Source organism: Candidatus Manganitrophus morganii (assembly GCA_021651055.1).
Taxonomy (GTDB): domain Bacteria; phylum Nitrospirota; class Nitrospiria; order SBBL01; family Manganitrophaceae; genus Manganitrophus; species Manganitrophus morganii.
The window spans coordinates 3588399-3600709 of the sequence record JAJHOH010000001.1 but is presented as its reverse complement, the minus strand read 5'-3'; the positions used below and the strand labels follow the sequence as shown (position 1 = coordinate 3600709).

At 52.8% G+C, this 12311-nt stretch carries 10 protein-coding genes and 1 tRNA gene; 5 read left to right on the top strand and 6 right to left on the bottom strand.

From position 1 onward, the window contains the following. Positions 1-122: 122 nt before the first annotated feature. The 4 genes from MCM46_16530 to MCM46_16515 all read right to left on the bottom strand — a co-directional run bounded on the left by MCM46_16530 (position 123) and on the right by MCM46_16515 (position 3765). Positions 123-461 (bottom strand): PilZ domain-containing protein, encoded by a 339-nt coding sequence (locus tag MCM46_16530; GenBank protein ID MCG3113422.1) that lies wholly within the window; start codon positions 459-461, stop codon positions 123-125. A 164-nt stretch (positions 462-625) separates the two neighbouring features. Further along, positions 626-1297, bottom strand: coding sequence for a response regulator transcription factor (locus MCM46_16525; GenBank protein MCG3113421.1), 672 nt, complete (start codon positions 1295-1297; stop codon positions 626-628). A 1-nt stretch (position 1298) separates the two neighbouring features. Then, positions 1299-2630 carry an ATP-binding protein gene (locus MCM46_16520; protein MCG3113420.1) on the bottom strand — a complete coding sequence of 444 codons (1332 nt, stop codon included), beginning with the start codon at positions 2628-2630 and terminating at the stop codon, positions 1299-1301. Further along, entirely contained in the window at positions 2617-3765 is a 1149-nt protein-coding gene (locus tag MCM46_16515; protein MCG3113419.1) for a class I SAM-dependent methyltransferase, read from the bottom strand. The genes MCM46_16520 and MCM46_16515 overlap by 14 nt, the downstream gene beginning before the upstream one ends. Before the next feature lie 897 nt (positions 3766-4662). On the opposite strand from MCM46_16515, the gene purM reads away from it, so the two are divergent. From purM to MCM46_16490, 5 genes are all read left to right on the top strand, one after another. After that, positions 4663-5694: a phosphoribosylformylglycinamidine cyclo-ligase gene (gene purM / locus MCM46_16510; GenBank protein MCG3113418.1), complete on the top strand. Its 1032-nt coding sequence runs from the start codon at positions 4663-4665 to the stop codon at positions 5692-5694. Continuing rightward, positions 5687-6358: a phosphoribosylglycinamide formyltransferase gene (gene purN, locus MCM46_16505; GenBank protein MCG3113417.1), complete on the top strand. Its 672-nt coding sequence runs from the start codon at positions 5687-5689 to the stop codon at positions 6356-6358. The genes purM and purN overlap by 8 nt, the downstream gene beginning before the upstream one ends. Then, a complete protein-coding gene (locus MCM46_16500; protein ID MCG3113416.1) occupies positions 6355-6969 on the top strand; it encodes a heavy metal-binding domain-containing protein in 615 nt (204 codons plus the stop codon). Before purN ends, MCM46_16500 begins: the two co-directional genes overlap by 4 nt. Positions 6970-7075: 106 nt before the next feature. Further along, positions 7076-7558, top strand: coding sequence for a tetratricopeptide repeat protein (locus MCM46_16495; protein MCG3113415.1), 483 nt, complete (start codon positions 7076-7078; stop codon positions 7556-7558). 40 nt (positions 7559-7598) lie between these two features. Then, positions 7599-7674: transfer RNA gene (locus MCM46_16490), tRNA-Ala, on the top strand. Positions 7675-7755: 81 nt separating this feature from the next. On the opposite strand, the gene MCM46_16485 is transcribed toward MCM46_16490, so the two are convergent. Beyond that, a complete protein-coding gene (locus tag MCM46_16485; GenBank protein MCG3113414.1) occupies positions 7756-7947 on the bottom strand; it encodes a hypothetical protein in 192 nt (63 codons plus the stop codon). Between the two features lie 422 nt (positions 7948-8369). Continuing rightward, positions 8370-12215: a hypothetical protein gene (locus MCM46_16480; protein MCG3113413.1), complete on the bottom strand. Its 3846-nt coding sequence runs from the start codon at positions 12213-12215 to the stop codon at positions 8370-8372. Positions 12216-12311: the final 96 nt, after the last annotated feature.

Here is a 12311-nt window from a genome sequence, read left to right as displayed (position 1 = left end):
GATCTGGTGACGGACAAAGAGCATGAAAAAAAGCGGGGGAGGAAATAACGTTTCCACCCTGAAGATCCTCCATTCCGGCGCAAACCGAGGAGAGAGAACGATCACAGAGGACGATGAGATCCCTAATAAATAAACCGGGCCCCGACCCTGAAGTAGGAATCGGATACCTTCTCCACCCATCTCACTTCGACGAGGGTCGGAATATTGATCGGAACCGATTTCAGCTTAAAGGCCATTCTCAGGAACTGATTGATCTCCAGCTTTGTTTTTGTAACGAGGCAGACCCCCCCGTTGCTGATATTCTTGGCTCTTCCGATGATCGCGGACCGGGGAGGCTTCTTCGTCTGGAGCGATGTTCCTTTCCAGAGAAGGATCTCTTCATTGAAAACGACTCTTTTATTTTCCCTAGGTGGATTGAAGATAGCCTTTTGGGCCATATCGTTCAGCGTGAGTGAAGACATTTTTTTCCCCCTCGGTTTTTTCACGTTGAGCATCCGTCTACTTTCATCTAGTAAATCTAGCTTAACGAGATAAGGTGAAAAACAGATGAGGAAAAGATTAGAAAGAAATTAAAAGAGAAAAGAAAAAGAGGAGCACAATGGAGGAATCGGCGACAAGGAAGCGATCAACCGCAGATTTTATACCCGATGTCCCGGACGGTCTGAATCAACTTTTTGGGATACCCTTCGTCTACTTTTTTCCTTAAATAACGGATATAAACGTCGACCACATTGGTCAGCGTATCGTAATGATATCCCCAGACCTTTTCAAGGATCGATGTCCGGCTCATGACCTTATTGGGGTGAGCCATGAGATATTCCAGGAGGGCAAACTCCTTCGCGGTGAGGGTGATGAGGTCTCCGGCCCGGCGGACTTCATGGGTCTCCCGGCTGAGGATCAAGTCGGCCACCTTCAAGTCTTGGCTCTCCTCGCGATAAGGACCGCGGCGCAGGAGCGCTTTCATCCGGGCGAGGAGTTCCTCGAAGGCGAACGGTTTCGTCAAATAATCATCCGCCCCGATCCGAAGCCCTTCGATCTTCTCTTCGAGGGTATCTTTCGCCGTCAGCATGAGGATGGGGGTTTCGATCCGCTCCTCCCTCAGCCTCAGGCAGACTTCAGAGCCGCTCTTCAACGGAAGGACCAGATCGAGGATAATCAACCGGTAGCGAATCGCCCGCGCCATGTCGATCGCTTCCTGGCCGTCATGGGCCACGTCGACACTGTAATGCTCCGCCTCCAATCCCCTTTTCACAAAACTGACGATCCGCTCATCGTCTTCCACGAGGAGAATTTCCATTCTAGACCTTCACCTTCTCGGAGAGGGGAAGATGCACCGTCACCCTTGTGCCGGCCCCCATTTCGCTGTCGATCGTGATTTTCCCTTCATGGGCCTCGGCGATCCACTTTGCGATCGGCAATCCGAGTCCCGTCCCGTTTGCCATCGATTTGGTTTTTTCAACCCGATAGAACCGTTCAAAAACGTGGGGGATCGCCTCTTTTGGAATACCGACGCCGTGATCGGCGATGGTGATTTTTCCACGGCCCTCCTCCCTCTCCAGGGAGAGCCCCACATCTCCCCCCATCTTCGAGTAGTTGATTGCGTTATCAATGACGATCAAAAAAAGCTGTTTGAGGCGCTGCGGATCCCCCTGCAAGAAAAGTTCGTCCTCCGCGGACTCTTTCAGTTTGAGCGTAATCCCCTTCCGCATCGCCAGGATCTCTCCTTCGCGGGATGCCTCCCGAATAATCTCCTGCAGAGAAACTTCCCGCTTCTCCATATGCAACACCCCCGATTCGGAACGGGCCAAAAACAAGAGATCGCTGACCAGCTTATTGAGCTGATCGGCCAGGAGAATAACGTAGTGGAGGACCCGCTTGTACTCCGCCACCGGTTTTTCCTTTCCTCGAAGCGTCACCTCCGCCTCTCCCCGGATCACCGCCAAGGGGGTTCGAAGCTCGTGGCTGATATCCGCAAAAAATTGACCTTTCAGGTAGCTGAGCTCCCTTAGTTTCTGATTGGAGACTTCCAACGCTTTCCGCGATTCTTCCATTTTATAACGGGATTCAAATTCTTGGTAGCGCAATCTGGAAATAAAATAAGCACTGGTCAGTCCAATAAACATAGTGGAGATGAGAAAGGCATTGTTATTGATGAATAACTCTGTCCGTTCGATCTGATCGTAAAGTAGAATCGGCACGATATAAAGGGTATACATCATCAAACAGATCGCTGCCGTAATGCGCACATCCCAGGCAAAAAGCATCGAAATCGCGAGCATCACCAAATTGAGACCGGCATAGTAGGGGGACTCGTATCCGCCCAAGTAACGGGTCATCAGCGCAATGGTGCCGCCGATGAGAATGGCGGTCAGGGCGCCTACCCAAGTAATATGGCTCTTTCCGAAAGAGGTAAAGGTGAAAAGAAAAAGAAGAAGGGTCATTGCGGAGGAGACGAGGCGAATCAGGAGAAATGTTTTGAAGTGGTGAGGAACGGCGTAATAATCGAGCAAGCTGAAGAGAGGAACCAGGGTAAATCCCAAAATACAGCCGATTCGGAGCCGGAACGTGTTGATCTCGCGTGCATAATCTTGAAAAGCGGAAAGAAGCTCCGTGTCGTTACTGTTTTCCATAGAAAACCGTTGCGACCTTAGGAGGGTAGCTCAGGCTTTCCTTCGGCCTCTTCCCCTTTCGAACGGTCAAATAAAGCTGTGTCCCCTCTTCGTCGGTCTCGACAAAAGCCTGGGCGGGAGAAATCCCTTCCACCATTTGAACAAGCTCCTGAGGGGTTCGATAAAGGACATACCATTCCGCGCCATATTCCATAAAATACCGGGCATCATTCGAGACGTCCAGATTTCCGATAATAAGCTCACCCTCCTCGGAGAGAAGCCGGTACAAGCGTTGAATCAAATGCTTTGCGATATGAAAGGGGAGATAGTCGAAGAGGCCCGTGACATAAATCAAATCCTGCCCGGCGAAGAGATCAAAGGTGTGGGGATGGTGGACCAACTGATGAATCGATTTGTTGACATAATTGATCTGGATGCGGCTCCGCGTCACCCCCTTTAACACGTCGATCTTCGCGCGGGAATATTGCAGCGCCTCCCACTCGGTGTCGATCATGGTCAGGTGGCACCGATCACTCTTGGGGTTGCTCCGAATCAGTTCCTGGATCTCTTTGGCCGGTCCGGAACCGATGCTCATGATCGAGACGGTTTCCCGATTCCCCGAGGCCCGGCCGAGGACCCGGTTTATCTTCCCCAGCATATAGGGAACCCGGCCCATCACCGATCTGGCCGGGGAGAGTTGGGAACAATATCGATTGATGAGACGGGCGAAGAAGGTTTCTCCTTGGTCGTGGTCTTCATACAACATCCGCATCATTTCATAATCCCCGGGATATCCCAACGGCTTCGAATAAGCCCGCTTCACGAAAGGAGAGAGGAGAAGAAAGGGATGAAGATGTTTCTGAAAATAATCGCGATGGATACGATGCTCCTGAGGGGTAAAATGCCTCACCATCTTATCCATTCTCAAGATAAAACGATCCAGGGCCTCTGTTAAAAGTCCCTCTGCGTGGTGTAGGCTCTCCGCCTCAAGCAGCATCCGGTGTTCTTCATCGCTCTCGGAGCGAATCCCGGATTCTTCCGCATCGAGCTTCTGCTTCAATTGGCCGAGAGCGTGATGGAGTTCGGAGACCAGAATCTCAAAGAGAGGAGAGACTTTCCGGAGAACGTTCCCGCTCTCTACGGAACGTCGACCCACCTTCCTTTTATTTTGGCCGGGCAGCGATGATCCGGTGAATGCCTCTTTTTCCATCATACTCCCTAACCCTCTATGAACGCTTATCCAGGGATGATGCGGCCGCGATGAAGGGTTGAATCGATCGATCCGACGCTTTCGAAGAACCCCGCGCCGGAGGATTTGGGAAGAATGCACCGCTCGATCGGAATTTACATCTCCTTCTCGTCTTCCATCCTTCTGCCGCCATCAATGCCCCTTTGTTCTATGCTTCTAGGGAGTACTTTATCGCACTTCTCGATCTTCCGGAGATCGCACTGACCCCACTGCCAATGTTCTTACCCTTCTCCAGCACTTTGGAGAAAAATTTCTGTGAAACCGAAATGGCGTTCTATAGCCCTTCACTAGATTATTTCTCATCAAACAGAATAATCGATTAAAACATGGATAAACTCCGTCAGAATAACCGATTTTTTTGGGAAAGACAATCGTTTTTGATCTCTCGATTAGGACGGACGTTAGAGGGAGGTGATCAATAGGAGAAACGAAATGCTTAAGAGAAATTGAAACGGCGAATGGAAAAACCGACTTCTGATAAACAAACCGGAAGAAACGATAGCGAGGATACAAGGATTGGGCCATCACTGCGGTTTCTACTCGCCGCCGACAAAACCCCTCCTGTTTGATCCGTAGCCCGCAAAAAATCTTTGTCAAGAATGATGTATCTTATGGAGTCTTTCGTTATCGCGGGGGACGAGCCGCTCATCTGTTTGTTTAAAGCCATTTCGTTCCACTCGATTTCCGCCGGGAAAAGGGCCCCTAAATTGACCTTTTCCTGATCTTGCGGTATGATACAGATCACTTTTATGAGGTTACCTTTTTTCTAAAAAAAATCGAAAGCCCACCCTTCACGAGTAAATGATGGCGCGACTGACCTACAAAAATGCCGGTGTTGATATTGACGCCGGCGATCTTTTCGTCCAAAAAATCACCTCCATGGTCCGATCAACACATCGACCCGAAGTTCTCACCGACTTGGGAGGCTTTTCCGGCCTATTCGCCCTCGGAGCGAAAAAGTTTAAGGAGCCGGTCCTGGTCTCCGGCACGGATGGGGTTGGGACAAAGCTGAAGATCGCCTTTATGACCGACCGCCACGATACGGTCGGAATTGACCTCGTCGCGATGTGCGTCAACGACGTCATCGTGACCGGCGCCGAACCGCTCTTTTTCTTGGACTACTTCGCCACGGGAAAGCTTTTTCCGGAGAAGGCGGTGGAGGTGATGAAAGGGATTGTGGACGGATGCCGGCAGGCCGGTTGTGCCCTGATCGGCGGCGAGACGGCGGAGATGCCCTCCTTTTACCCCGCGGGAGAATACGATCTGGCCGGCTTCGCCGTGGGGGCGGTGGACAAAAAGAAGATCATCGACGGAAAGAAAATCAGGCCGGGAGATCTCTTGATCGGCCTGGCCTCTTCGGGCCTGCACAGCAACGGCTTCTCCCTGGTCCGGAAAATTGTTTTCGAGAAGATGGGGCTTACGGTAAAGGACCACTTTCCCGGAGAGTCGAAATCGGTCGGAGAAATTCTGTTGACCCCGACCGTCATCTACGCAAAAACCCTCTCGAAACTTCAGGAGAAAGTCCAAATCAAAGGAGCGGCCCACATTACCGGCGGAGGGATCACTGAAAATCTTCCGCGTGTTCTTCCGCCCGGTTGTGCGGCCCAGGTGCGGCGCGACCGGTGGGAGGTCCCTTTCATATTCAGGACCCTTCAAGAAATGGGAGAGGTCGACACCGAAGAGATGTACACCGACTTTAACATGGGGATCGGAATGATCTTGGTGATCTCGCCAAAGGCGCTCTCCCAAACGCGCTCCCTTCTAAAACGGCTCCGACAGGAAGCGTACGTGATCGGCGAGATCGTCAAGGGAGATGGAACGGTGGTTTATGTGTAGCGAAGAGGAACCTGTCCTGAACCCTGCTGAAGGAGCCCTTCGACTGGGCATCCTCGTCTCCGGCCGAGGGAGCAACCTTGAGGCGATTCTTGATGCGATCAAGCAGGGGAAGCTTTCCGCACGCGTAGCGGTGGTGATCAGCAATAAGAAGGACGCCGCGGCGCTGGAGCGAGCGGCGCGGTATCAGGTCCCCGCGCTCTTTCTCGATCCGACGCACTACAGTCGTCGAGAAGAATACGACGCCGCGGTTTTACAGCAACTAAAAGAGTTTGGCGTCGAATTAGTGGTGCTGGCCGGCTACATGCGCCTTGTCACGCCGACGCTGATTCAGCCATACCATGATCGGATCATTAACACTCACCCGAGTCTCCTCCCCGCTTTTCCCGGAATGCATGCCCAGCGACAGGCGCTGTCGTACGGGGTTCGTGTGAGCGGATGCACGATCCACTTTGTCGATGAAGAGATGGATCACGGCCCCATCATCGCGCAGGCTTCGGTTCCTGTCTTCGAGGGAGACACCGTAGAGCAGCTGTCGGAGCGGATTTTGGCGGAAGAGCACCGGCTTCTGCCGCAGGTTCTCCAGCTTTATGCCGAGGGGAAATTGACGGTAGACGGGAGAAAAGTTCATATTCGAGATCGCGCTTCCGCAAGGAGCGCCCGATGATTTGCCCCAATTGCGGCTGCGAACAGCGTGAGGCCGGCCGATGTATCCAGTGTCAAATGACGCTCCCCGGCGTGAAGGAGGCGCCGGCGAGCAACCCTCCCTCTCCCGCCGCTGCAACGACGTCAAAGAGAAGGGAAAAGAAAGAGCGGGAAGAGAGCGAAGAGAGAGAAGAAAGTCCAGCGCTCTCTCCTCCGGAGCAGACGGAGAAAGAAGGGCTCAAAACGAATCGTAAGGGGCCGATCCGCGTCGTCGAGCCGGAACGCCGGGCACGTCATGAAGAAGGGGCTCACAAAATTTTGATCACCACAACTCAAAAGGTAGAGGGAAGAAAAGTCAAAAACTACTTTGGACTGATCAATGCCAATATCATTATCGAGCTGGAGGACCAGATTCACTCGATCCCTGAAAAAGCGGTTTACTCAACCAACACCACTTATCGAAGCCACCTAAAAACAGGAATCTTGCTTGCGCTTCGCGATCTCCGAGGCGAAGCGGCCCTGTTCGGCGCCAATGCCGTGGTGGGAACCTCTTTCAACTTCCATCGAATCGATCCACGCTCTCTCCTCCTTTCCGCCGTTGGAACCGCCGTCTTGATCGATGAGCAGAACTGATTCTCCGCAAGGCCGGATTCCTCGGACTCGCCGGAGACGAAGAAGGGACTGGTTTCGTTTTTATGTTTTGTAGTCCACCGGAAGTAAAAACCATGGGAGAATGGAGATGACTGGAGAGGAATACCTCGAACTAGGTCTCGCCTACATGCGTGAAAAAAATTGGGATTCAGCCCTGAATACCTTGCTTGAGAGCCAAAAGCGCTTTTCAGACCTGCCGGAAGAAAATGTTCCGCCTGTTTTATTTTCCGCGCTCGGCCTCTGCTACGCGATGGCGCGCAACAACATCATGAGCGGATTGACCTATTGTCAGCGTGCCATTTCAATGGATCAGTATGAGCCCGGCTTTTATCAGAATCTCGGCATGATTTATTTAAAAACGGGAGACAAGAAGAAGGCGCTTACGGTTTTCCGAAAGGGGCTGAAATTGAATCCGGAGCACTCCGGCCTTTGGTCTCAGATCTCTCAACTCGGATTTCGGAAGCGCCCGTTTCTCTCCTTCCTGCCGCGTCAGCACTTCATCAACAAGTATCTCGGGATGTGGTTCATGGCCACGGAGGTGAAAAAAACCGCCGCTCGAAGATCCAATTGACAATCGCCATGAAATGTTTTATCTTTTGTCCTGCCTTTACGGGGCTGTAGCTCAGCTGGGAGAGCGCCTGGTTCGCAATCAGGAGGTCCGGGGTTCGATCCCCCGCAGCTCCACCAAAAATCAACAACTTAGAAGATCACACCTGAACGTAAAAATAAACAGTGACCAAACGGTGACCAGCAGGAAGCTCCTTCTCCTCATCTCCTGGGGCCATCGTCAGAAGACGATTCGGACTCTCCGCGCCGCCGCCATTTGGAGACCTGTAGCTTTGTGATGTCGGTTAATTTCTCGGCCTGCTCGACGAAAAGTTTCCGATAGGCCGCAGGTATGCACCAGTCTAGGACCCCCTCTTTCAAGAGCCGTAATTTTAAAAGTGTTTCATCCGCCATCACTGTCCGGTCTCAGACGGGCATGGGATATCACCTCCACCCCTCTCTCGGATCGGCCTCCCCGAAGATAAAGTTTTGATCAGCGACAGTAAAGATCGACCGACACGACCCCAAGACCCATTCCACTTGGGTTAAAGAAGTCTTAAACCGGGCCAGGCTTTTTAAGATCTAGGTGGCGGAATACTGGTGCCGGTCCGGATCATATTAACTGGAGGGGGAGGAAACTTCACGCATTCCTTCTCTCCGGAAGTATAGTGGTCGCTGTTCAGGATCTCCTGCACCATATCGAACGGATCACTCTCCATCTCATCGGGTTCCAATATATTCCTCCCTTAGATGATTTCGGCAAACATGCCCGGGAAAAAAGGCAAAAAAAAAGAGGCCCCCCAACCGGGGGACCCCTTTTCGAGAACAAAAATCTCTTATGACGCCGCCTGAAGTAGGGGAAGATAGCTCGATGCCTTGATATTCTCGCAGGCCACGGCTTCAATCTCCTCTTCCATCATCTCGATCAGCTCCGAAACCACAATCTCCTTCCTCCCACGCAGTTTCAACAGGTATCCCTCGATCGCCTCCTCGATGGTCTTCCGGCAGAAGGCCTCCACCGTTTTGGCGCTAAATGCCGGCTCGGTGTCGACATAGTGGAAGACCTCCTCATCGGAGAAGATGGCCGGAAAAGATCGCTGATGGGTCTGGGAGAAAAGAAAGGTATGGAGCAGAAACGCCTTCGTATTCTGAATATCCGGAAAACCCGATATGATCTGCGGAGAGATCACATCGAAGACTTTCACATTCTTCGACAACCGATCCAAATGCAGGATTACCGGCGCCTCCGGCTTCTCTTTTCTCAATACTTCCAACATCCTTTGAATCTCCTTGAGATGCTGCGGGAAAAGGGGACGAAGCCGCCCTGCCATCTGCATCCGCACTTCGGCGTTGTCCAGTCCTTCCGACATACAGCCGTACTGGGCATAGAAGAGGTTAAATCCCTTCATGATCGACCGGGTGGTCGCTACCAAGACCCGCCCCATCTTCTCATCCATATGATCGAACGATTCCAGGATGCGATACCGCTCCGCCTTATCCGTCTCCCCGGTCACCGCATACAGGGCCCCGGTCGTGGCCGCGACACTTTTCTGGGAGAAGCGATAGCGGCAGGAGATCAACACCGGAGATTCATGAACCTTCGCCATCTCCGAGAGCTTCCTTGCGAAATTCTCAAAGCTTGCGCTCCTCGCGACGGTCCGCCGGATGCCACCGACATCCTCCTCCCGGAGGGTCAGCTGTATCTCTTTTTTGGCAAAGATCGACCCCAGCTTCTGTAGAATCCGGTCTGCAAACCGCAAGACCAGCGGAAAATTGACCGACTCGGAGGCCTTGAAGATGATCCCGTATTCGGCCAGGGTCTGCGCCAAATCGACGTTCTCGCTGCCGATATCCGAAATCACATCCGCAAGAGCAAACCGCTCGGACCCCTGCAGATCCTCCAGCACACTCTTGAGCAGATCGAGGACCTCTTTTAAAAAGATCGGGTATTTCGAGAGGATCGACGGCCGAAAATGGAGCAGGTCGTCTTCTTCCGCCGGAAGCTCTGTGACATCGCCCTCTAAAAGGGTCAGCACCTTTGCATACTCCTGGATCTCGTAAGAGAGCCCCAAGGCGTCGATCAGCATCTCCGTGATCAGGGATCGCTTTTTCTCGATCTCCTCATCGAGCCTCTCCCTCTCTCGCAGGGTCTTTCCTTCAGTCTTCAGTTCCTCCAGAAGATCGACCATCTCAAAGAAACGGACCGGAGCAAAATACTGGGCCAAGTCGTCCAGGAGCCGATGCCACAAGAGACCTTCATAAGAAAGACCTCGCAAAAGGCAAATGAGATCTTTCTTTTTATGAGACTCAATCGCCAAGTACGGGTAGCACTCCGTCTCTTCGACGATCTGAAACCCCTGATGAACCTTCCGATGGACCACCTCTTCCTTCTGAATCAACGGGATACCGCGAACCTGCGCATAGGCCGCCACGAATTCCAACCGCAGCTTTCGGAATTCCACTTCTACGGCCTCTCCGACCGTCCACCAGGCGCGCTGGCTGCCTCTGACCTTTCGGACCAGATTCACGAACATCATCAGATTGAGAAACTCTCTGATCTTCTCCAACACCTCGAGATTGGTGACCGCCTCCAGGAGATTCGATTTCAGCTGTTTGGCGTTGATCTGGAAATGGACTTCCTCATCCGCGTTCAGCGCCCGATCGTAGGTCAAGGCGGATGCGATCTCTTTGAGCAGAGGGATGCAGGGGATCAGGCAGCTCATCTCCCGCGATCCGGGATGGACCAGAGGCCGCTCAAGGCCGATGAGATGCTTCACTTTTTCCCCCGCCGGCTGATGAATTCGGGTAAAGCCGACGCCAAGCTTATTCATGACGTCGAGGAGGGTCGGCTCCACGCTGTGACCCTCTTTATCCTTTCCCAACCAGGAGGGGATGTTGAAACGATGCGAGTGGTAAACCGCCATGTAATAGAGTGAGAGAATGGCGCCGGCGCAGTCGGTATAGACCAGTTCCAGAACGTACTTCTCAGTATCCTCTCCTCCTTTCTCTCCGTCTTTGTCCTGTGCGTTTTTTGCCGATTTTTCGATGAGGTTCATCATCAAGAGAATTCCGGTCCGGGAACTTCCGCGATTCAATAGTCTCAGAAGCTGGTTCAATGTGATCCTGTGCTCGGGATCGGAGCGCTCCTGTCCTGCGGCCAGATGCGCCTCCATTTTCAGCGCGATGTCGGGATCGGCATGAAGAAAGGAGCCGATGTTGATCCGATTCGTCGCCAACAGATAGAGAAAATCGCCGGTGTCATTGTTCGTGGGGGTGGCGGAGAGGCGATAGTCCACCCAGAGAACTCCTCTTCGCCGCAGATAGGCGTAAAGGCGCTCCATCGCATGCGAGATCCCACTCTCGGAGTTCTTCAAGAACGACGATTCATCGGCGACGATCATGAACTGAAACCCTCTTCGGATGAGGATCTCCAGAGGTCGAATAATCTCTTCCTCCTCCTTGAGCCCGAACTCATGGCGGCTGAGAACGACGCAATCGCCGTCTTTGACTGTGAGGGTGGGCAACTTCTTCATCTGGATCTGGTGCAGCGTGTCTTTAGGAACACTGATCTCGACCATGGAGTTGATGACATTCCGGCAGAGGTTGGCCTCGGTAAAATAGAGTGTGAGGAGTTTGATGGGCGGGCGTTGCCGTTTCGCCCACTTCTGATTAATCAGGTGGGAGAACACCTTCAGGAAGATCGGCGTGGTGTAGGTCTTGCCGGCGCCGACCTGGGCGAAGTTATTCAGCCGGAAGGGATCCTTTCTTTTCTCCAATAGGTGCACCTGAAAACTCAGATAGGCATAATAAAGCGCTTTCTCCTGCATGGAGGTCGGCGCTCCCGATAACCCCTCTGTGGTCCGCTTGATCGTCTCCCGAAAGGCAAGATAGTCAGGCCGGTAAATCTCAGGGCCTACTCCATCGAGCATCTCCCTTTCGAGCTTCTTGGCTTCCGAGGAGATGAAGTTGGACAACGAAGCCCAGGAGGCGATGGAGGAGAGATACATATTGCCGCACAGGGGCGCGATCTGATCGAATGACTCCAATGCCTCTGCAAGGGCGCCGCCGGTCCTGCCGCTGCTCTGCTCCTTTTTCAGACATGCGACGATCCCTCCATTCTGCGCCTCTCCCAGTAGAGATCCGATCTCACTGAAGAGTCGTCCCAGTTTGCTGTTATCCAGGGTGACCGTATGGAGGTACTTGAAGAAGTTGTAGTCACCGGTCAGACGCTCAAAGTCCTCCTTCGTCGCCCGGTCCTTATCATCCGGAGCCTCGTTTTCAAAGGACTGCGTCTTGGCTTCTTGATGATATTCCAGCTCCAGATCCCGTAATCGCTGCAGCAGCCGTCTTACAGAGGAGATCTTCGCTTCGAAGCGCTCTGTAAACTGCTCTCGGAATGTCTGTGTGTACGGAAGCAGGAAGAGCCCCGCTTCGTGGGCGGAAGCCTCGATATAAGCGACTTCTCTCTGCCGGGCGGGCATGAAAAAAGGAAGCCGGATATCCGGCGCGGCCGGTATTCGGATGCGCTGAATCGGGTCCACCGGCTTCCAGAGATTGGATACCTCCTCTTCCACCAATTCCTCGATTTCGTCCGGGCGATTTTCGACTTCCTTGAGTTTTCTCTGAAACCTCTGAAGTTGTTTGAGTGCCTTCTGCAATTCTTTGGCTGCGTTCCCGCTCATAAAGATCTCCATCATGGTCTGAAAAAGGAAGAGGCCCAGCCTCCCTCATCGGGAAACCGGGCCTCTTCATCACAATCAAGATTCGTCTGAACCTTA